This is a genomic window from Arthrobacter sp. 147(2020), from assembly GCF_013116715.1.
Classification (GTDB): Bacteria; Actinomycetota; Actinomycetes; order Actinomycetales; family Micrococcaceae; genus Arthrobacter_D.
This window is the reverse complement of sequence record NZ_JABFOM010000002.1, coordinates 193,236-214,515: the sequence shown is the minus strand read 5'-3', so window position 1 is coordinate 214,515 and position 21,280 is coordinate 193,236. Positions and strand designations below refer to the sequence as shown.

The following is a 21,280-nucleotide window of genomic DNA, read 5'->3' as shown; positions in this document are numbered from 1 at the left end:
GTTAGGGCTCCCAGAGTCGTCGTTCGCTGATCCACTCGATCAGGATCCGTGCGGTAAATCGTTGGTGGGCCCGCAACAGGGGACTGGTCGGCAGCTCCGGTTGCGCCCCACTGGTCACCATCAGGGCGGCAAGAACCGCCAGCCAGGAATCAATATGGTCAGGGTGGGCGTCGGCACTGAGTGGCGATTCAGTGAGCCAGGGGTCGACGTCGACCCCGGCATGGCGCGGATACACCAACAGTGCCACCCAGTCGGCCCAGGCAGGACCGGTAGACAGGAAGTTCCAGTCACAGAACACTGCGGCAGGCTCACCCGGGTGCCCTCTCGGGTGGCGGATGATGATGTTGTCCGCCCGAAGGTCATTGTGCAGTACCGAATCCCCGGCGAGGGCCTCGCGACCCAGCAGGGTCAGCGCCTTCAGTTCCGACATCCGCTGTCCGGTCAGCGGGGGGAGATAAGAGGGGAGTCCACCGTCGCGCCCCCAGCAATCGATGACGTCGGCCGGGGACCCAGCGCCGAAGAATTCATCGACCATTGAGCTACCGGAGAGTCCGGGTGGCAGCCGCCGCAGACCGGATTGAACCGTCAGCAGGGACTGGTGGACGGCGCTGAGATCGGTGACGGTCCATGGCTGCCCCGGCATACGGCCATCCACCGCCTCAAAGCAGAGCAGCTGCCATTGGATCCCTCCAGCCTGGACCAGATCGGCGGAATGCAGCAGCGGCACAGGCAGTCCGGTCGGAAGCGCCCTGAGGACCTCGGCTTCGCGCACGTAGGCAGCAAAGATGGAGGCGTCGGTCGCGGGCGCCGCCTTGACGAACAGACGCTGCGTCCCGCCGGACACCACCGCTGCGAAACCGTTGGTGAAGCCGCCACCGGCCGGTTCCACGAGGTCCACATGAGCCCGCAGCTCACTGGAGATCCGGTCACGGACTGGCGCGGGTAGGGCAGCCCACGCGGGGCGACGTGAGGTTTGCGTGTAGTCGATACCCGCCATCGTGTCGCGGGGCACGGTCACAGCCGACCCGCCGCTTTGAGCCGGATGTACATGTCGGCCAGCTGGGGAGGCAGCTCGTGTGGGGGTGCGTCGACCACCTCGGTCCCGAGTTGGCGGAACTGTGATTTCACGGCTGCCCGGTCGAGCAGGGCGCGCTCGGCGGCTGCCGCCCGGTACACGTCGGAGGCTGACTGGCGTTCTGACCGCATTTCGTCCAGCCGCGGGTCGCGGACCGAGGCAACCACCACCACGTGCTGGGACGTAAGCTCCGCCAGGACGGGGAGGAGGCCCTCCTCCACCGACCCCGAATCGAGGGAGGTCAGCAGCACCACCAGGGATCGGTGCGACGAGATGGCGCGCACCTGGGAAGGTATCCGTGACCAGTCCGCTTCGATCAGTTCGGCTTCCAGCGGAGCCATGGCCTTGACCAGGGAGTTCAGCAGGTTTCCCTTTGCCGCCGAAGCCACCCGGGCGCGGGGACGGCGGTCAAACGCAAGGAAATCCACTCGGTCGCCACCGCGCTGGGCCAGTACGGCCAACAGCAGCGCAGCCTCCATCGACGTATCCAACCGGGGCTCGTCGTTGATCCGGGCCGCCGAGGTGCGGGACGTGTCCAGAACGATCACCACCCGGCGGTCACGTTCAGGGCGCCAGGTACGCACCACCGTGTCACGGCGGCGGGCGGTGGCACGCCAGTCGATGGAGCGGACGTCGTCGCCCCTCACATAGTCCCGCAGGGAATCGAATTCGGTTCCGGCGCCGCGGATCTGGACCGCGGCGCGGCCGTCGAGTTCTCGAAGCCGGCGCAGTTTGGAGGGCAGATGGCGTTTGGAGTGGAACGGAGGAAGGACGCGGAGCAGGCCCGGGGCAGGAATGCTGAGCTGCCTGGCCGCGAGGCCCAGCGGGCCGAAACTGCGGATTGTCACATGCTCTACCCGCAGGTGGCCCCGGCGTTCCGGGACCATCCGGACCCGGACCTGCCGTGACTCTCCCCCGGGGACTGATACCCGCTGGACAGGGTCGGTAGCACCCGCCGACGGCTGCCACCCCTCGCGGACCTGCGCATGCAGCGGTCTCCGCGAGTAGTTGCGGATTGTGAGAGTGCTGGCGCAGGCCTCGGTGAGGCGCACCGTGTCCGGCACCGACCGGCTGAGCCCCTGCCGTCGGGGCGATGCAGCGAGTGCCAGATCAAGGGTAGCGGCGCCCAGGAGGCAGGCCGCCCAGAGCAGGATGGAAGTCGCGCCGGGATACAGCGCGACGGGAAGCGTTCCGAGGAACGCAACGAGGACGAAACGTCCGGTGATGCTCATGCTGGGGCCGGAACCTTAGCGGGGGACGGGAACGGTCGCGAGGATGCTCAGCAGAACGTCGTCCACCTCGACGCCGTCCATCTGTGCTTCGGGGCGCATCGACACGCGGTGCCGCAGCGCGGGGAGGGTGAGCGCTTTGACGTCGTCGGGGGTGACGAAGGTCCGCCCCGAAAGCCAGGCCCACGCCCGTGCAGTGTTCAGCAGGGCGGTGGCACCCCGCGGGGATACACCCAGCTGGAACGACGGGGCGGTGCGGGTGGCCCGCACCACGTCGACGATGTAGGCGATCACTTCGGGGGCGATCGCGACCGCTGCCACCGACCGGCGGGCACTTGCCAGGTCAGTTGCGGAGGCGACGGCGCTGACCCCTGCGGCGCCGAGCTGCCGGGGGTCAAACCCGATGCTGTGACGGCGGATCACCTCGATCTCGTCGTCCCGGTCCGGCACCGACAGGGTGAGCTTCAACAGGAATCGGTCGAGCTGGGCCTCCGGCAGCGGATAGGTCCCCTCGTACTCCACCGGGTTCTGGGTGGCAGCGACGATGAACGGATCGGGCAGGGAACGCGACACTCCGTCGACCGACACCTGGCGTTCCTCCATGGCTTCGAGCAGCGACGCCTGGGTTTTGGGTGGGGTCCGGTTGATTTCGTCGGCCAGCAGGATATTCGTGAACACCGGGCCCTCCCGGAAGGTGAACTTCGAGTTCTGGGCCTCATAGATGAGGGAGCCAGTGACATCGCCGGGCATGAGGTCGGGGGTGAACTGGACGCGCTTCGTGTCCAGGCTGAGAGCCGCCGACAGGGTCCTGACCAGCAGGGTTTTTGCGACACCGGGCACCCCTTCGAGCAGGACGTGCCCGTTGGCAAGGAGGGCAATCAACATCCCGGTCACTGCGGCGTCCTGGCCAACAATCACCTTGGCCACTTCGGCACGCACATTCAGCAGGGCCTGACGCTCCGAACCGGCAACGTCGGTAGCAACCGGAGAGTCCTGATGGTCTGGGAACTGCTGGCTCATCTCGCGTCAATCTCTTTCTCTAGGGAGTCAAGGTCTTGGCTCCAACGCACCAGGTGCGCGTCGGAGGCTGGTGCATCGGTGCGGAGAAGTTTGTCGAGGTCAGCAGGACTTCGGTCCGAATGCCGCGCGGCCGCGTCCACCACCTCGGTCACCGAGCTGGTCGCTGGCAGGCGTAGCCGTAAGGCCAGACGGAGGAGGGTGGCGGCGCGCAGGTTTGCGGCAGCGCGGTCCAGGGAGGATGAGTCCTGGTAGAGGCGTGCCCGTCCCTCAGCGGTCTCGGCGGCACGAACCACCACAGGCAGTGGCTCGGCCACCAGCGGACCGAGCCGACGCCCACGCCACAGCACTGCCAGCAGCGCCGTGGCAAGGAGCCAGAGCATCACCGGATTCACCCACCCGGGCAGCAGGTTCAGGGGGTCGACCAGCGCGTCGGTGGGGGCCAGGTCCGCGGGGGTCGGCTGGTACCAGACCAAGACCGGGGTAGCGCCCAGGGTGCGGAGCGCGAGCGCCGCATTGCCCTCCCGGTCGATGGACTCGTTGCTGAGAATAGCTCCATTGCCGAGCGCCACGACATCCTGCGCTGCCGTCGCGGCGTAGGATCCCGATGGCGGACCCCCCTGGGCAGAGGTCGGCGGGAAACAGATCAGGTCCCCCCGGTAGGCGAAGCCACCGGCAGTGATGGCACCGGCGGCGGTGGCATCCGTGACCTGGCAGGCCGCGGGAAGCGCTACGTCCGCCTCGGCAGCGGGGATCAGGCCCGCCTGACGGATGGTGGGCGCGAGTTCGGACAGCATGATTGTGGTGGGTTCGACAAGGACCAGCCGGTCGGCGATCCCGCTCAGCTGGCTCAGCTGGTCGGCGCTCAACCAGGAGTCGGGGTCGTGGAGCAGCAGGGTGGCCCCTTCGGTGACTGAGGCCTCGGCGGCTTCCAGCGATTCGGCCTGAACTACGTCGACGCCGCGGTCCGAGAGCACCTCAGCGAGTGCCATGGCACCAGCTGGCGCCGGGTTCACCGGCGAGAGGGCGGTTCCGTCCTGCCCTGACCGGCCGAAGAATCCGAGCACGACGACCAGAACCAGGAGGAGCCCGAGGGCCAGCCAGGGGGCGAATCGGCGGAACCGGGTGCGCGCGGTCCCGGAGGCGCTGCCGCCGTCGCCTACTACCTCGGTCGCTGGGTCATGGGTTAGCTGCTCGGCCATCAGCGGGGTGCCATCAGCTCGGGTGTGTGCCGTTGCGCGGCGGGTGAGGTGGTCGTGAGCAAGTCATCGATGGCGGTGGCGCGCTGGTAGTCCGGGGCATCAGCGGCTTGGCTGCCGTAGTGGACCTCGTCGAACCGGTCGGCCAGCCAGCTGGTTTCCTCGGCAGGAGGCCCGAAGGCCGTCCGGAGCTGCACAGCGGTCTCGCCAGCAGTACGACCGGGCTGGCTGTCGATGATCCCCCGCTCCTCAGCCGATCGGATCACGGCGCGGAGCCGCTCGGTCAGCGCCGTGTCCCAATCCTTCGACGCTGCAGCGCTGTCTGCTAGCTCCCGGTGTTCGAGCGCAGTGCGCACTGTGTCACCGGCGAACACTCCACCGCTGTCGACGTTGCGCCGCGCGTTCAGGCGCGGACGGACCAGCCAGACGGCTGCGGCAATGACTACCGCCGCGCCCAGGGCGAGCAGCAGCGTGCCGGGACCCGCCTCCAGCGGCCGGAGTCCCGCGAGGAGCGAGCCCAGCCACTCGAGAATGGCGGCGATGATCCGCTCAACGATGTTCGGCTCGGCCTCCTGGTAGGGGCCTCTGGCCAGTTCGTCGACCAGCCACCGGCGCGCCTCGTCGTCGTCGGGCACCACTGGGCTGTGACCAGACAGGGGCATGACGGTGGGCACGGGTGGGGTGGGCATGGTTGCGGCGGCCTGGCCTAGACGCCGTTGCTGGGTGGATTGCCGGGCTGGTGGCCGAACTGCTGGCCGCCAGGGTTGGCGGACTGGCCCGGAATCGGGGTGAACCTGCCAGCGGTGGCTTCCTCGTGCTCGCGCAGCAGCACGACATCGAATCCCTCACGCCTGATGCGCAGGTCCACGTAGAGCAGGGCGGTCACGCCTGCCTGGAAGGCGTAGCCGATGGCGCCGAACACCGCGGTGATCAGCTGGGCCAGAATCAGGACGGGCAGCGAATTCATCAGGTCCTCGCCCAATTCCGTGGGGGAGTCGCTGAAGGACACGAACTGGGTTGCGAGCAGGCTCAGTGGGGTGGAAATCACCGAGGTGATGATTGAGACGATGATGCTGGTGAGGATCAGGATCCCGAACGTGCGCCACCAGTTCCGGCCGGTCAGGGTCCAGGACCGGCGCAGGGAGGTGATCGGCCCGGCGCCTTCCAGCATCAGCACGGCGGGTGCGAGCACAAACTTGATGCTGAGCCAGACGATTGCGGCCAGTGAGGCCAGGAACCCGAGCACGATGAGCCAGATGGAATCCTGGCCGAGTGTTGCGGCCAGGAGGACGGCGACCGCCACCAGCAGACCCAGGCCGACGACAATGATCAGCAGCAGCAGGAACCCAAGTCCAAGCAGCGGGAGGATGCGCCGGGCAGCCAGCTTCCACAGCTGTATGAAGCTGGTCCGCTCGTTCAACACCGCCCGCGCGATCGGGATGACCAGTACCCCCTGGAGGATGAGCACACCCACGCTGCTCAGGACCACGAGCGCGGTGCCCACCGAAATTGCGGATGCCGCAAGCCCGGTCACCTGATCCATCGAGGGGTTGTTGGGATCCAGCTGGGCGACCGAGCCGACCAGCCCGACGGTGAGTAGCAGGGTCAGGACTGAAATAACCACCTGAAAAAGGATCGCTGTGCCAAAGGTCGCGAGAGGGTTCTTGCGGCAGGCCTGGAATGCGCCATCGAGGATTTCCCCCAGGCCTAGGGGCCGGAGCGGAATGATCCCCGGCTTGGGGGGAGCCTGGTAGCCGCGGAACTGGCCATGCGGGATGCCCTGCCAGGGTGCTGGTGCTCCCCACTGGGGCTGTCCGCCCTGCGCGGGACCGGACTGTTGGCCCCACTGGGGTTCTCCGCCCTGCGCGGCACCGGACTGCTGGCCCCACTGGGATTCTCCGCCCCACTGAGCGTTCTGGCCCCACTGGGGCTGTGGACCAGGGGGCGGCGGCAGCTGACCGTCGGGCGCGTTGTCCCGCGCCTGGTCGCCTGGTTCACTATCGTGCGGATTGTTGCTCATCCTGTCCCCCCGGAACGATCGTTCCACTTGTGAACCCGTTTACTAAAACTATAGTTACAAAGGAGGGGTGTTGAGGGAACTGTCCTCCCGGTGGGGCGCGCGGACAGTCCCCGGCAGTTCAACATTGCCGTCACAATGGGGGACTATGGAGATATGAAGGCACGCATTCTGGTCGTCGACGACGACGAAGCTCTGGCCGAGATGATCGGCATCGTACTGCGCAACGACGGGTTCGACCCGGTGTTCTGCGCCGACGGCTCCCAGGCGCTGGAAATCTTCAGGAGTTCCAAGCCCGACCTGGTGCTGCTCGATCTGATGCTGCCCGGGATCGACGGGATTGAGGTGTGCCGGCAGATCCGCAATGAGTCTGACCTGCCCATAGTCATGCTGACGGCTAAATCCGACACCTCCGACATTGTGCGGGGCCTCGAATCCGGAGCTGACGACTACGTTCCCAAGCCTTTCAAACCGGCCGAACTGGTGGCCCGTGTCCGGGCCCGGCTCCGGCCAGGGGATCAGAAGGCCCCGGAAACGCTGCGGATCGGCGAGGTCACCATTGACGTCGCGGGCCATTCGGTGGTCCGTGCAGGGGACCGTATTTCACTGACACCGCTGGAGTTCGACCTGCTCGTGGCGCTGGCGCGCAAACCGTGGCAGGTCTTCACCCGTGAACTGTTGCTGGAGCAGGTCTGGGGTTACCGGCACGCCGCTGACACGCGGCTCGTTAACGTTCATGTGCAGCGGCTGAGGTCGAAGATCGAGCGCGACCCCGAGGCACCTGAGATTGTGCTGACGGTCCGCGGCGTCGGATACAAGGCAGGACAGGGGTAAGTTGGAGCGCGCTTCAGCCACGGTGCGGGACCGGCTGTCGGAGCTGGCCACCCAGGTGTGGGCCCTGATCCGTCGGGGGCTGTCACGGACAGCGCTGCAGTGGCGCCGCTCGCTGCAGTTCCGCACGGTGGTTTCCACCCTGTTGCTCACCGCGCTGGCCTTCGCCGCCGTCGGCGCTTTCCTTTCCAACCAGATCGCCACAGGGTTGTACGAGGAACGGTTCGAGCAGTTCCGTGCTGAGTCCAGCAACGGGTTGACCGAGGTGGAAGCGATCTTCAGCAGTGCCTCGACCACTGACCGGGAATCCACCAGTCAACTGGTGCGGGATACCCTCCCCAGTCTTGAGGGTGGCGGTGCGGACGCTCCCCGCCGCTACGTCCTCGCGATCGTGCCCGGCCAGACCACTGACGTCTACATGGCGCCATTCGGCAGCGACGGCCTGCTGGAGTCCAGTGCCATCCCGCAGACGATGGTCGACGCCGTCAGGAACGGTGACGACCAGTACTGGTCCGCCACTTCCATCAAGTCCGATACGGGGGAGCGCGTACCGGGGCTGGCCTTCGGTACCAAGGTGACGCTGCCACCCGCGCAAACCGAGTACGCCCTGTACCTGATCTACGATCTGTCGTCGATGCAGGCGACCCTCGACTACATTCACGGGGTGATCTGGATTGCCGGCACCCTGCTGCTGGTGACCATTGGGGCTATCGCCTGGTTTGTGACCCGGAGTGTGGTGGGGCCGGTCAGCCACGCGGCTGTGGTGTCCGAGAAGCTGGCGTCCGGACACCTGCAGGAACGGATGGACGTCAAGGGCGAGGACGAGGTGGCCCGCCTGGGAGCTTCGTTCAACCACATGGCTGAGAGTCTGCAGGACCAGATCACCCAGCTCGCCCAGCTGTCCCAGATGCAGCAGCGCTTCGTCTCGGATGTATCGCACGAGCTGCGCACCCCGCTCACCACTGTCCGCATGGCCGCTGAGGTGCTGCACGATGCCCGTGCCAATTTCGACCCCATCAACCGGCGGTCGGCGGAGATCCTGTACAACCAGGTGGAGCGGTTCCAGGCCCTGCTCGCCGATCTGCTGGAAATCTCGAGGTTCGACGCCGGCGCCGCGGTGCTTGAGCCGGAGTCGATCGACATCTTCCAGGTGGTCCGGCACGTCATTGACGGAGCGCAGCCGCTCGCCGATGCCTGTGGCTCCGAGCTGACCATCATTTCGCGCGAAACCGAGTGCATCGTCGAGGCGGATCCGCGTCGGATCGACCGGATCCTGCGGAACCTGGTGGTCAACGCTCTGGAGCACGGCGACGGGAAGCCGGTCGTCATCTACATCGCTTCCAACCCTGACGCCGTCGCCGTCGCGGTTCGGGACTACGGCATCGGCATGACCCCGCTGGAGGCCTCCCGGGTCTTCGACAGGTTCTGGCGGGCTGACCCGGCGCGTGCCCGGACCACCGGGGGCAGCGGACTGGGCCTGTCCATTGCCACCGAGGACGCCCACCTGCACGGCGCCTGGCTGCAGGCGTGGGGCTCACCGGGCAAGGGCGCCTGTTTCCGTCTGACCTTGCCCAAGCTGCGCGATTCGGTGCTCAAGGTCTCGCCCCTCCCGCTTCCGCCACGCAAGGGCGGGGTGCCGGAACGGCCGCCGGTCGGAACCACCCCGGAGTCGCTGCCCCAACTGCAAACGATGGTGAAGGAATCCTTCGATGCCCGCTGAGAGACGACCCCTGACCCGGTCCCTGATGCTGGTTCTGCTCCCCGTCCTGCTGGTGATCACGGGCTGCTCGTCGATCCCCACTTCCGGTCCGGTGGGGGTCATCACCGCCGACGACGGGTCCGAGGCCACCGAGCCAATCATTTTCAACCCGCTCGGTCCCACCGAGGACGCCGATCCGGAGTCTCTGCTCGAATCGTTCATTACTGCTGGCCGGGGCGCGGCGGGAGACTACGAGATTGCGAGGGATTACCTCACCGAGGAGTTTGCCGCACAGTGGCAGCCCGAGGAACGCATCATCATCTACAACGCGAACCCGCAGATTTCGGCAACCCCTGTGGAGGGGGTGTTCCAGATCCAGCTTGAGGTGGAGGCCACGATCGACGCCGAGGGTATCCGGAGCAGCGCGGCGGCCACCACCACCGAGTCGGTGACAGCTGAAATGGTGCAGGACGCCGACGGACAGTGGCGCATCACCTCCATCCCCAACGGCATCATGATCGCCTCGGACGAGGCCGACCTGTTGCTCAAGACCTACAGCCTGTACTTCTACAGCAGCTCCTTCGAGCACTGGGTACCCGACGTCAGATGGTTCGTGAACCGCACCGCCATCGCCGCCAACATTGTTGAAGCGATGCTGGAGGGGCCGGCGCCCTATCTGCAGGGGTCGGTGACCAGCGCGTTCCCCGAGAGCACCACGCTCGGGGTCGAATCGGTCCCGATCGTCTCGGGCACTGCCACGGTGGACCTCTCGGCAGACATCCTGCAGGACACCAGCGATCTGGTCCGCCAGCAGATGCAGCAGCAGCTCCGGGCGAATCTCGCTGGCCTGAACACCGTCAACTCCGTGCAGATGACCGTCGGCCAGCCGGTGGACCTGGGCGACGATGAGAACATTCCGCACCCCGATCTCATTGTTCCCGCGGGTGACCCGCCCGTCGGCAATGAGCAGATCGTCGTGTCCGGCAATGAGCTGTTCCTCTACCAGACCGACCAGACGGTCCCGATCGGTGCCGTACCGACAGTTGCCGCCCTGGACCCGCAGGACCCCGGGATGTCGCTGAACGGGTCGGACTTTGCGTTCCTCAACGGGGACCGTACCCGCCTCTACACCACAGGGCCTGACCGGGAAGTCACCATCGCTGTCACCGGCCGGTCGCTGACCGCGCCGAGTTTCGACCCCAGCAACTGGGTCTGGACGGCGAGCACGGGCGCCGAGGGACAGGGCGGAACAGTCACCGCGGTTCCCCCCGGTGGCACCCAGGACAGTGCGGTCACGGTGGCGGCGCCGTGGCTCGCCGACGTCGCCGTCCTCGAACTCCGGGTGTCCCGTGACGGGTCGCGAGCCCTGGTCGTGACCGAGCAGGATGGGATCAGCCGGGTCCAGCTTGCTGGGATCATCCGGAATAACGACCGCACCCCGCAGTCCCTGACCACCCCCCGCGAACTTTTCGCCAGTGGGCCGGTCAATACCGCCAAGTGGGTCAACGAGGACACAGTGATCGTCGCGGAAACGTCGGCTGAGGCTCAGGTAGTCCCGGAGTTCCTCGGTCTGGATGGGAGCACCGAAGCCCTGGCGCCCCTGGACGGAATTATCCACCTCAGCGCCGGCACCGGCCCGACCGCCATTTTTGCCGGCACCCCCGAGGGCGTCCGGAACCGGGTGGGTGACACCTGGTCCGACCAGCCGGTGGAAGGTGTCAGCGACCCGGCGTTCCCCGGCTAGCCCTCCGTCGCAGAGGCATCCGCTGCTCGCGCTGGAGTTATGCACATCCACCACCCGGTCCTGCCACCGTCGATCAAACATCGGCAGGGTGGAGGTCATGCGGCGGGACAGGCAGGGCGGCACCCGGCTTTCCAGCGTCACTGGTCGGCTCGATGGTGTCCTGCAGTGTACCTGGGCGGTCCGGTTGCTCAGTGCTGGCAGGGACTTCTGGTCGCTGGTATTTCCCACAGAATGTGCTGCCTGCACCTTGCCCACAGTCTCGCTGTGCCCCGAGTGTCGTGCTCAGGTCCGGAAGGCGACGGTCCGTCCCTTCCGTGCGGACGGGGGAGCGCAAGCCCTGCCCGCGGCTGAGGGCTGCGATGGCGGATCGGGCGATCCCACCGTCATCGGTGCGCTGCCGGTGACCGCCGCGGGCCACTACCGGGGCACCGTGGCCCGGGTGCTCCTGTCCTACAAGAATCACCGGCGCACCGACGTCGGGCGGCCCCTCCAGGCGGCACTGGCGGGTGCCCTGCAAACAGCTGTCCACGAGGTCCGGGAGGGCGGTGACCCGGGGGAGCTGTTGTTGGTACCCGTGCCAACGAGGGGTGCCTCGGTGCGGCGCCGCGGCTACGATCCGCTCGACCTGCTGCTCGCCGGCCTGGGTCGGAGGGGCGAGCTTCCGGCGGGGTGCCGCGTTGACGCCTTGGTGGTCTACCACGGCCCCCTGGAGGGGAGGCCTTCGGCCCTACCCGGCGGCACCGGGCCGGTGAGCCAGAAGGGTCTCGGTCGCTCCCAGCGACGGATCAACGTCCACGCCTCGATGGCATTGGCGACCGGCCGCCAGCTGCCACCCGGCACCCTATGTCTGGTGGTCGACGACGTCCTGACCACGGGAGCGACGATTGCCGAGGTAACCCGGGTCCTGCGACACGCCGGAGCCGCTGTGGCCGGGGCGGTCGTTGTCGCTGCCACACCGGCACCATCCCATGCCCGGTGAAATCTGCCCGAAATAAACCCCCCTCAAGGTAGGAATATCAGGGCTCCGTGAACTAACGTGAGGTATGGGTATCTTGACGAAGACAGGTACCCGTCGACAGCGGCTGGAAGCACGACTCCCCGGCCGCTGTTGTGTCACCTAAGCGATTTTGGAGGGCACCATGGAGTTTTTGATCAGTGGTCGAAATCTGGCAGTTTCGGACCGTTTTCGTGAGTACGCCGAGGAAAAGATCGACAAGATCGAGCAGCTCGGCGATAAGGTGCAGCGGCTTGAGGCGAAAGTCACCAAGGAGCCCAGCGCCCGAAACGCGGATAGCGCACTCACCGTCGAACTCACCGTCCTGTGTAAGGGTCCGGTGATCCGAGCTGAAGCATCAGCGGCTGACAAGTTTGCAGCCTTCGACCTCGCGTACAGCAAATTGCTGGAGCGACTCCGCCGGGCCAGAGACCGGCGGAAAGTGCACCATGGACGCCACACCCCCGTGGCGGTCCGGGAGGCCACTGCTGATCTCGAACCCGCCAGCACCACCGCTCCGCTGTACCTTGCGGTGCAGTCCACCGAGGCCGAGGCCGAGCCCGACACCGGGAGCACCGCCGTCGATGGCTACGAAATTGAAAATGACATTCCGGCTGGCGATTCGCCGGTACTGATTCGCCGGAAGGTCTTCTCGGGCACCCCCATGACGCTCGAGGACGCCGTCGACAACATGGAGCTGGTGGGACACGACTTCTACCTTTTCGTCGATTCGGCAACGGGCGCGCCGTCGGTGGCCTACCGCAGGCAGGGTTGGACCTACGGAGTCATCACTCTGGACGCCAGGTGCGCGGAAGGGACCGAGGACCCGCGCGAGGAGCTGCTCGCCTACCGGGCCCGGGAAGCAGCCGCCTCCGCTTAGCTCCCGGGGGAAGACACGGTTAGGGTCAGGGTATGACCAGTGTCCTCTCCCAATCCCAGGCCCGGCGCATAGCACTTGGCGCCCAGGGACTGGCTTACGTAAGGCCCACCGGCCCCGCTACGGCGCGGCAGGTGGGCCTTACCTTTGACCGCCTGCAGCTGCTCCAGATCGACTCGGTCAATGTGCTGGCGCGCAGCCACTATCTTCCGCATTTCTCCCGGCTGGGTGACTATGACCGCGACCAGCTGGATCGACTGGCGGGCAAAGCTCCCCGTCGGATGGTCGAGTACTGGGCACACGAAGCCAGTTTCATCCGCCCGGCACTGTTCCCCTACCTGCGGCCGCTCCAGGAACGGCGGTGGGTGAGGGCGAGCTCGGTGCCCGAGGGGCTGAGGGAATCCCTGCGGGAGCGGATCCTTGAGGTGCTGTCGGTCAGTCGCCCCCTCACCGCTGGGCAGCTGCAGCTGCGGCTCGGCCACGAGGAGATCCGTAGTTCCGACCAGTGGGGGTGGAACTGGAATTCGGTGAAGCGAGTGCTGGAGGACATGTTCGAGCGGGGGCAGGTATCCTCGGCCGGGCGCACCCCGTCCTTTGAACGCCGCTACGCGCTGTCGTCGCGCGTACTGCCCGACCTGCAGGCGGTGGCGATGGAGGTGGATCCTCTCGAGGCTCACCTGGTGCTGATCGAGCTTGCGGCCCGGGCGCAGGGGGTTGGGACGCTGAGGTGTTTCGCAGACTACTTCCGTCTGCCGCTGGCGGCGAGCCAGACGGCGATCCAGACGCTGGTTGACCGCGGAACGCTCCGCCCGGTCACAATTGCCGGGTGGGACAAACCAGCCTTCCGCCACGTCGGATCGGTGCTCCCACGGAGGGCCGAGGGAAGGGCCCTGCTGAGCCCGTTTGATTCGATGGTCTTCGAGCGACGCCGCTTATCGGCACTGTTCGGGTTCGACTACCGGCTGGAGATCTACACCCCCGCAGCCAAGCGGCGGTATGGCTATTACGTGCTGCCGTTCCTGCTGCGGGAGACGATGGCCGCGCGGATCGACCTGAAGGCCGACCGGGCGACCGGGCGGCTGCTGGTGCGTGGGAGCCATGCCGAGCCCGATGCACCCTCGGACACCGCTGCCGAACTCGCCGCCGAGCTGCGGCTGATGGCGGCATGGCTGGGGTTGCAGGAGGTGGTTGTCGATCAGAACGGGAACCTCGCAGCAGCCCTGAAGCTGGCAGTTTCCCACGAATAGCAGGCCGGGCGGGCACCGACTCGACAGGACAAGTCGTCTCTCCCGTAGACTGAACACGCCAGATTTCGGCGCACCTAGATTGGGAGCAAATACCAGTGCCATCACTTCTTGAACGAGTCCTCCGCACCGGCGATAAGAAGACACTGAAGAAACTCCGGAACTACGCTGACGCCATCAACGTCCTCGAGGACGAGTTCCGTGAGATGAGCGACGACGACCTCAGGGGTGAGGCCGACAAGCTGAAGCAGCGTTTTGCCGATGGCGAGACCCTCGACGATCTGCTGCCCGAGGCTTTCGCAGCCGTCCGTGAGGCATCCAGCCGCACCCTGAAGCTGCGGCAGTTCGACGTCCAGCTGATGGGCGGCGCCGCCCTGCATCTGGGGAACATCGCCGAGATGAAGACCGGTGAGGGCAAGACCCTGGTGGCGGTAGCCCCCGCGTTCCTCAACGCGCTGTCGGGGAAGGGTGTCCACATTGTCACCACAAACGACTACCTTGCGGAGTACCAGTCGGAGCTGATGGGACGGGTGTTCCGGTTCCTGGGCATGACGTGCGGCTGCATTCTGTCCAAGCAGGATCCCGCGACCCGCCGCGAACAGTACAACGCCGACGTCACCTACGGCACGAACAACGAGTTCGGGTTCGATTATCTGCGCGACAACATGGCATGGAGTGCTTCCGAGCTGGTGCAGCGCGGCCACAACTTCGCCATCGTTGATGAGGTCGACTCCATCCTGATCGACGAGGCGCGCACCCCGCTGATCATCTCCGGTCAGGCCTCCGGCGACGTCAACCGGTGGTACACCGAGTTTTCCAAGGTAGTCAAAAAGCTCGAGAAGGACACCGATTACGAGGTCGACGAGAAGAAGCGCACGGTCGGCGTCCTGGAGGACGGCATCGAGAAGGTTGAGGATTACCTCGGGATCCAGAACCTCTACGAATCTGCCAACACCCCGCTGATCGGTTTCCTGAACAACGCGATCAAGGCCAAAGAGCTCTTCAAGAAGGACAAGGATTACGTGGTCCTCAATGGTGAGGTCATGATTGTCGACGAGCACACGGGCCGTATTCTGGCCGGTCGCCGCTACAACGAGGGCATGCACCAGGCCATCGAAGCCAAGGAGGGGGTGGAGATCAAGGCCGAGAACCAGACCCTCGCGACCGTCACCCTGCAGAACTATTTCCGTCTCTACGAAAAGCTCTCGGGCATGACCGGCACCGCCGAAACCGAAGCTGCCGAGTTCATGGCCACCTACAAGCTCGGTGTGGTCCCCATCCCCACCAACCGCCCCATGGTGCGCGCGGACCTGTCCGACCTCATCTACAAGAACGAGATCGCCAAGTTCGACGCCGTCGTCAAGGACATTGTTGAGCGGCACGAAAGCGGCCAGCCGGTTCTGGTGGGCACTACCAGCGTGGAGAAGAGTGAGTACCTCTCGAAGCAGTTGGCGAAGGCCGGCATCCGCCACGAGGTGCTCAACGCCAAGAACCACTCCCGTGAGGCAGCGATCGTCGCCCAGGCGGGTCGGAAGGGCGCGGTCACCGTCGCCACCAACATGGCCGGTCGCGGCACTGACATCATGCTCGGCGGCAACGCCGAGTTCAACGCGATCGCCGAACTGGAGAAGCGCGGCCTCAGCCCTGTCGACAGCCCGGAAGACTACGAGGACCAGTGGCCAGCAGCGCTGGACGCCGCGCGGAACGCGGTGGAGTCCGAACACAACGAGGTCCGCGAACTTGGCGGCCTCTATGTGCTGGGCACCGAGCGGCACGAGTCACGACGCATCGATAACCAGCTTCGCGGGCGGTCCGGGCGCCAGGGTGATCCGGGACGGTCGCGCTTTTACCTTTCCCTGACGGATGACCTGATGCGCCTGTTCAACTCCGGCGCAGCTGAACGCATCATGAACAGCTCCACGATGCCCGACGACGTGGCGCTGGAATCGAAACTGGTATCCAAGGCCATTGAGAGCGCCCAGGGTCAGGTGGAGGGCCGCAACGCCGAGCAGCGCAAGAACGTCCTGAAGTACGACGACGTGCTGAACCGTCAGCGCGAGGCGATCTACGGCGACCGGCGTCGTATTCTCGAGGGCGGGGACCTGCACGAGAAGGTTGCGTTCTTCCTTGAGGACGTGGTGACGGCAATGGTTGATGAGGCCACTGCCCAGGGCCACGGCGATGACTGGGACTACGACCAGCTCTGGACCAACTTGCGGACGCTGTACCCGATCAGCCTCACGATCGATGAAGTCCTTGACGAGGCCGGCGGCCCGTCGAAGGTGACCCGCGACTTCCTGCACGCCGAGATTCTCTCGGATGCCAAACTTGCCTACCAGACCCGCGAGGAAACGCTCGGCGAGCAGACCATGCGCGAGCTTGAGCGCCGGGTGGTGCTCTCGGTGATCGGCCGCAAGTGGCAGGAACACCTCTACGAGATGGACTACCTCAAGGAAGGGATCGGGCTGCGCGCCATGGCGCAGCGCGACCCATTGGTCGAGTACCAGCGTGAAGGGTTCATCCTCTTCCAGGCGATGATGGAAGCCATTCGCGAGGAGAGCATCGGTTTCCTGTTCAACCTTGAGGTCGAAGTGGGCGCTCCAGCGCCCACCGGCCTCCCCGGGGTCACTGATGGGCGCGGCCTCGTCCAGACTCCGACCATCAAGGCAGCCGGCCTCGATGCTCCCGAGAAGCCGGCAACCCTGAACTTCTCCGCCCCGAATGCGCAGGGTGAGGTGGAGACCCGCGTGGAGCGGAACGCTTCAGCCAAGGCCGAGTCCAACGGAACGACGCGTGCCGAAATCAGGGCTGCGGCCAGGCGCAAGAAGAAGTAGCTCACCCAATCTCCAGCGCAGTCACCTTCCAGTGCCCGCGCCGACGCTCCAGACGAAGGGCGACGGCGCGGGCTCTGTGGTTCTCGCAGGTCACGGCGGACGCTTCATAGACGTGGGCGTTGATCCGGCAGGTCCGCACCGTTCGTACCGATACGTTGCGGTGCAGGAGCTGGTCGGGGCGACCGCTGGCACCTGCGGCCCGGTTTAGGGTCCGCACCAGGTTGGCGCGGAGCTGAAGGCGCTCGTAGCTCGGCGGATCCAGCCAGTCGGCAAGCTGCTGCAGGGGTCGGGATCCACCCAGGACCTCCAGTGCTGCCTGCACCACCGAGCGGACGATCCGCTGCACCTGGGCCGCTGCAGCAACCTCTTCGGGCGCTGCCTGGGGTGCCGGATCCGAGGGTAGCGTGCTGCCCTGACCAGCGGTGGTCGCAGTGGATTTGGCGCTGTGGGGGCGGGAGAGTTGGGCCTGTACGGTCATGATGATCCTTCGGTTGCTAACGGGGCTAGCGCGGCGCCCGCAGAAGCTGCCCGGGCAGCAGCAGATCGGGGTTGTCGCCGATTACCTGACGGTTCTCGTGATGCCAGCGTGGCCACGCCTGTGCTATCTCGACGTCAGTGGCGAAGGGTCCGAGGTGACGGGCCACGATCGTCCAGAGGGAGTCTCCGGGGCCCACCTCAATGACTGCTGGCACCGGACGGTTTGGTGCGGCCGGGGACTGGCGCAGCTCGCCACGCAGCAATGGCCCGCTCTCCATTGGTCCGGGAAGTGGTTTCCACTGAGGTTCGATTGCCGGGACGTCAGCCCCGGGGGTGGCCACCTGATTTCCGGCCAGCACCACCGGGCCGGGGGCTCCAGGACCGTCGGCAATGGAAAGGGCTGATGCAGGTGCGGAACCGCCCGCCACGAGCTGCAACCCCAGCGCGGCCGCTGCGAGCCGCTTCATGAACTGCGGGGAAAGCGCCCCAGCGACGAGAGCCGCCCGCTCGTGCCCGCCACGCCGGAGGCCTTCGCTGAGCAGGGCAAGCGCAAGGGCTGCCGCCCACCACCCGACCAGGATCATCCCGACCGCCGACGCGGCCATTCCCAGCACCACGTCCAGCCGATGGTGGCCGGTGAACGGTCCGGCATAGCTGCGGATAGCCTCACCCGAGAAATAGAGCCCCACGGCGAGGAGGGCAATCATGATCACCGGGACGTGATCCCGCCGGTATTTCAACGATTCATTCATCTCGATACCTCAATGGTGTCCGGTCAGGAAAGCTTGGCAGCTCGAGTCTTCGAGTGAACCAACCCTTCAGGCGTTGTTTGAGGGTATATATGCATTTTTGATGCAGTTTGACCTAATTTAAACTAGCTTGACGAGATATATGTATTTTGTACACCCTGAACGTTCAGCTGTCTATCCTTGACCGGGCTTTTAGGGTCCCCTAGGCTGACCCGGTGCGGTGGGATGCCCTGTTTCTGGACCTGGAATCGCAGTTCGCCGCGGCCGACCTGATCGCCGTCGAAAATGAGATCGCCGAGCGCACGCGTCTGGAGCAGGCGTCAGTCCCCCTGATGGACCGCCTTCGCGGACAGACAGGATCAGTGGTGCGGATACGCACCCGGTGTGGCACCGTCTTCAGTGGCGCGGTGCATCACGTCGGAGCTCAGTGGCTGGTCCTTGATACCGGGTCAGGTCCAGCAATGATCCCCGCCACAGCCATTGGATCGGTGGAAGGGCTGGGACGGCACACAGCACCCGCGCGCTCCGCCGTAACGGCTCGTCTGGGATTGGGGTCAGTTTTCAGGGCTTTTGCGAGGGACCGGACCCCGCTGACCATTCAACTGGCTGCGGACGGTGCTCGCATCAATGGGACCATTGACCGGGTGGGACGGGATTTCCTTGAACTCGCGTCGGTCCCGTCGGGTGAGCTGCGGCGTACCGACAGCGTTGCAGCAGTGCTGCTGATCCCCTTCAGTAGTGTCGACGCGGTGCTAACGCCCGCGTGACCGGCCTCTGCGGCCGTGGGTACGCTACCGCTGACTGCCGTCGCGCGCAGGTCCCGCAGAGCCGTCCCTGACCGCGGCCGCCGACCTTTCGTACGCCCGGGCAATGAACTCTTCCAGGACCTGGGATTCGACCCGCCATTGGCCTCTGCCGCCGATTTGGATGGCTGGCAGCTCGCCGGAGCGGACCAGAGCATAGGTTTGCGACGACGAGATGTTCAGCACCTCACCCACATCGGCGAGCGTCAGGAACCGCTTCTCAGCCACGATTGTCCGCCTTTCGTTCCGTCTGTCACGGAACCGTCACACCCATGAACCGTTCAAGTCCAATCTTGCCATCCTGGGCGAGTGTTTACGGGGATTATCCACAGTTTGGAATCAGTTGGCCCGGGAGGATTTATTTTGACGCAGCAGTGAACGAGAATTGCAGGGCAACGTCAAACTAGCCGCGGCTGGAGGATCGGGCGGCCGGAGACTGTAGGAGGCCGTGTTGAGCCTGGTGACAGCTATCCCGGATCGTGATGAATCCCCGGTCCGGCTCAGGAAACCGTCGTGGCGGGACCCGCGCCTCCTGGTCGGATTGCTTCTGGTCCTCGCCTCGGTTGCGGCGGTAACGGCATTGGTCGGAAACGCTGACCGCACCACCGATGTCTATGTTCTCCGAACTGAGATACCCGTTGGTGGGGCAGTCACCGGCGAGGATCTGTCGGTTGTCGCCGTCCGGCTAGGCGACCTCGAACCCGCCTACCTGCGAGTGGATGAGGGGATCCCGGAGACAGCGGTCGCGATGAGCGTGTTGCGGGAAGGGGAGTTGGTGCCCCGTGCAGCCCTGGGTCGGGCCGATGCGCTGGACCGCAAACCGATCGGTCTTACCGTCGACGACCCGCTGCCTGCCGGCACAGTCACCGGGTCCCGGGTTGACGTCTGGGTTGCTTTCGAGGGCGAAGGTGGGACTTTAGAACCACCAACCCAACTGCTTGAGGCAGCCGAGATATCCGAGCTCACGGTGTCCGAGTCGGCGCTCGGCGGGGGCGGCGGTTCAACCCTGGTCCATGTCCTGGTCGCCGATGATGCACTCCCGGAGCTGCTGGATGCCCTCCTCAATGAGGCGCGGATCGCGCTGGTCCTCAACCCGGCCGGCGCTCCATGAGCATCCCGGTGGTGACCTGCGGGCTTACCGCCCGCGAGTGTGTCACCGGGTTGGAGAAGCTTCGAGGCCCTGTCACAGTGGTGCGCTGGTGCGCTGATCTTGCCGAGGTGATCGCGGTCTGCCAGACGGGCCTGGCGCGCGCCGTGATCCTGTCCACCGACGCCGGAGAGCTGACTGCATCATTGATCGAACGGTTCCGGAACGCCGAGGTGGCGGTGGTGGCCCTGGCCACTACCGAGAGCGACCAGCACCGTCTCGACTCGCTCGGGGTCGCCCACACGGAAGCCGACGTGGGCGCAGCCGCCCTCGCCGCGATAGTGGAAGCCGCAGTCAAGCTGGCAGCCGAGGCGCCGAGTCCCGGGATCGATAGCGTCTCCTATGCCGACCCCGCCGCCGCCCTGGGCCGGCCAGCGACCGGGCCGCCCCTGAGTGGCAGCGAGTCGGCGCAGACCGAGGTGGGGGAGGTGATGGCGGTCTGGGGACCCGCAGGATCCCCGGGGCGCACTACGGTTGCGGTGAACCTCGCCGCCGAGCTCGCTGCAGGTGGGCGGGCGGTACTGCTCATCGATGCGGATACCTACGGGGCTTCCGTCGCGGCGTCCCTGGGGTTGCTGGACGAATCGGCGGGTCTCGCCCAGGCCTGCCGCCTCGCCGATCAGGGATCGTTGGACCTGATGGGACTCAACCGGGCCATCACCCGCCTGGCAGTGAGGGGGTCCCACCTTGGCGTTCTGACCGGGATCACCCGCGCTGACCGCTGGACTGAGTTGCGGCCGGCGGCCTTGACGAAAGTGCTCGAACTGTCACGGTTGATCGCCGATGTGACAATAGTCGACTGCGGATTCTGTCTGGAAACCGATGAGGAACTGAGCTTCGACACGGTCGCGCCGCGCCGGAATGCTGCCACGCTGTGCTGCCTCGGGGCAGCGGACACCGTTATCGCAGTGGGAGCGGCGGACGCCGTCGGCCTGCCGAGGTTGATTCGTGCGCTGGCCGACCTCGAAGCAATGGTGCCTACCGCGACACCGCGGGTGGTACTGAACAAGGTGCGTGCTGCGGCGGTCGGTCGTGGTCCTGAACGGCAACTCCGTGAGGCCTGGGACCGGTTCGGTCCCTCGCGCCCCGTGGACGCGTTCCTGCCGGCGGACTTCTCCGCAGTCGATTCCGCGCTGCTGGGAGGGTCGGTACTGCTCGAATCAGCGCCCCGTTCACCCCTCCGAACCGCGATCGCCGAACTGGCCGGTGTACCGATTGAACAACTGCGGCGCAGCCGCGTTGGAGCAGGCCACAACGAAGTGAAGTTTTCCCGCAACGGCGTTAGGCTCTTGGGTAAGGGGCCGCAAAGGAGCGGCCTTTAATTTCGTTTATGGAGGCGTTTTC

General features: G+C 65.9%; 19 protein-coding genes. 10 read left to right on the top strand and 9 right to left on the bottom strand.

All coding sequences use genetic code 11. The features are described 5' to 3' along the window. Position 1: 1 nt before the first annotated feature. From HMI58_RS03215 to HMI58_RS03190, 6 genes are read right to left on the bottom strand one after another with little or no spacing between them, the layout of a single operon-like run. Positions 2-1,012 carry a phosphotransferase gene (locus HMI58_RS03215; RefSeq protein WP_171618123.1) on the bottom strand — a complete coding sequence of 337 codons (1,011 nt, stop codon included), beginning with the start codon at positions 1,010-1,012 and terminating at the stop codon, positions 2-4. Positions 1,013-1,014: 2 nt separating this feature from the next. Further along, entirely contained in the window at positions 1,015-2,307 is a 1,293-nt protein-coding gene (locus HMI58_RS03210; protein WP_171618122.1) for a DUF58 domain-containing protein, read from the bottom strand. A gap of 15 nt (positions 2,308-2,322) precedes the next feature. Continuing rightward, on the bottom strand, positions 2,323-3,324 hold the full coding sequence (locus HMI58_RS03205; protein WP_171584102.1) for a MoxR family ATPase: 1,002 nt from the start codon (positions 3,322-3,324) through the stop codon (positions 2,323-2,325). Next, a complete protein-coding gene (locus HMI58_RS03200; RefSeq protein ID WP_171618121.1) occupies positions 3,321-4,523 on the bottom strand; it encodes a DUF4350 domain-containing protein in 1,203 nt (400 codons plus the stop codon). Before HMI58_RS03200 ends, HMI58_RS03205 begins: the two co-directional genes overlap by 4 nt. Continuing rightward, positions 4,523-5,209, bottom strand: a complete 687-nt coding sequence (locus HMI58_RS03195) for a DUF4129 domain-containing protein (protein WP_171618120.1) — start codon at positions 5,207-5,209, stop codon at positions 4,523-4,525. The genes HMI58_RS03200 and HMI58_RS03195 overlap by 1 nt, the downstream gene beginning before the upstream one ends. Before the next feature lie 17 nt (positions 5,210-5,226). After that, positions 5,227-6,540, bottom strand: coding sequence for a glycerophosphoryl diester phosphodiesterase membrane domain-containing protein (locus tag HMI58_RS03190; protein WP_171618119.1), 1,314 nt, complete (start codon positions 6,538-6,540; stop codon positions 5,227-5,229). Between the two features lie 153 nt (positions 6,541-6,693). Here HMI58_RS03190 and mtrA point away from each other — a divergent pair, with 153 nt between their 5' ends. The 7 genes from mtrA (at position 6,694) to secA (ending at position 16,760) form a co-directional block, all read left to right on the top strand. After that, entirely contained in the window at positions 6,694-7,371 is a 678-nt protein-coding gene (mtrA, locus tag HMI58_RS03185) for an MtrAB system response regulator MtrA (protein ID WP_171584106.1), read from the top strand. 43 nt (positions 7,372-7,414) lie between these two features. Then, positions 7,415-9,088: an MtrAB system histidine kinase MtrB gene (gene mtrB, locus HMI58_RS03180; RefSeq protein WP_171584319.1), complete on the top strand. Its 1,674-nt coding sequence runs from the start codon at positions 7,415-7,417 to the stop codon at positions 9,086-9,088. Further along, on the top strand, positions 9,078-10,811 hold the full coding sequence (locus HMI58_RS03175; RefSeq protein ID WP_171584107.1) for an LpqB family beta-propeller domain-containing protein: 1,734 nt from the start codon (positions 9,078-9,080) through the stop codon (positions 10,809-10,811). Before mtrB ends, HMI58_RS03175 begins: the two co-directional genes overlap by 11 nt. Before the next feature lie 97 nt (positions 10,812-10,908). Next, a complete protein-coding gene (locus HMI58_RS03170) occupies positions 10,909-11,790 on the top strand; it encodes a phosphoribosyltransferase family protein (protein ID WP_171618118.1) in 882 nt (293 codons plus the stop codon). Positions 11,791-11,950: 160 nt separating this feature from the next. Further along, positions 11,951-12,685, top strand: a complete 735-nt coding sequence (gene raiA / locus HMI58_RS03165) for a ribosome-associated translation inhibitor RaiA (protein WP_171618117.1) — start codon at positions 11,951-11,953, stop codon at positions 12,683-12,685. 32 nt (positions 12,686-12,717) lie between these two features. Next, positions 12,718-13,929, top strand: coding sequence for a crosslink repair DNA glycosylase YcaQ family protein (locus HMI58_RS03160; protein WP_171618116.1), 1,212 nt, complete (start codon positions 12,718-12,720; stop codon positions 13,927-13,929). Positions 13,930-14,024: 95 nt separating this feature from the next. After that, a complete protein-coding gene (secA, locus tag HMI58_RS03155; protein ID WP_171584111.1) occupies positions 14,025-16,760 on the top strand; it encodes a preprotein translocase subunit SecA in 2,736 nt (911 codons plus the stop codon). Position 16,761: 1 nt separating this feature from the next. On the opposite strand, the gene HMI58_RS14600 is transcribed toward secA, so the two are convergent. Together HMI58_RS14600 and HMI58_RS03145 are read right to left on the bottom strand one after the other, a co-directional pair. After that, positions 16,762-17,238, bottom strand: coding sequence for an Rv3235 family protein (locus tag HMI58_RS14600; protein ID WP_225667858.1), 477 nt, complete (start codon positions 17,236-17,238; stop codon positions 16,762-16,764). A 25-nt stretch (positions 17,239-17,263) separates the two neighbouring features. Beyond that, positions 17,264-17,989, bottom strand: coding sequence for a LysM domain-containing protein (locus tag HMI58_RS03145; RefSeq protein ID WP_171618008.1), 726 nt, complete (start codon positions 17,987-17,989; stop codon positions 17,264-17,266). Positions 17,990-18,201: 212 nt separating this feature from the next. On the opposite strand from HMI58_RS03145, the gene HMI58_RS03140 reads away from it, so the two are divergent. After that, the gene (locus tag HMI58_RS03140; protein ID WP_171618115.1) at positions 18,202-18,753 is read left to right on the top strand and encodes a hypothetical protein; all 552 of its coding nucleotides are present in this window, start codon (positions 18,202-18,204) and stop codon (positions 18,751-18,753) included. 24 nt (positions 18,754-18,777) lie between these two features. Here HMI58_RS03140 and HMI58_RS03135 read toward each other — a convergent pair whose 3' ends face one another. Next, positions 18,778-19,017, bottom strand: coding sequence for a helix-turn-helix domain-containing protein (locus tag HMI58_RS03135; RefSeq protein WP_171584113.1), 240 nt, complete (start codon positions 19,015-19,017; stop codon positions 18,778-18,780). 232 nt (positions 19,018-19,249) lie between these two features. Here HMI58_RS03135 and HMI58_RS03130 point away from each other — a divergent pair, with 232 nt between their 5' ends. Beyond that, positions 19,250-19,900, top strand: a complete 651-nt coding sequence (locus HMI58_RS03130; protein WP_318779117.1) for a hypothetical protein — start codon at positions 19,250-19,252, stop codon at positions 19,898-19,900. Then, the gene (locus HMI58_RS03125; protein ID WP_171618113.1) at positions 19,897-21,258 is read left to right on the top strand and encodes a P-loop NTPase; all 1,362 of its coding nucleotides are present in this window, start codon (positions 19,897-19,899) and stop codon (positions 21,256-21,258) included. Before HMI58_RS03130 ends, HMI58_RS03125 begins: the two co-directional genes overlap by 4 nt. Positions 21,259-21,280: the final 22 nt, after the last annotated feature.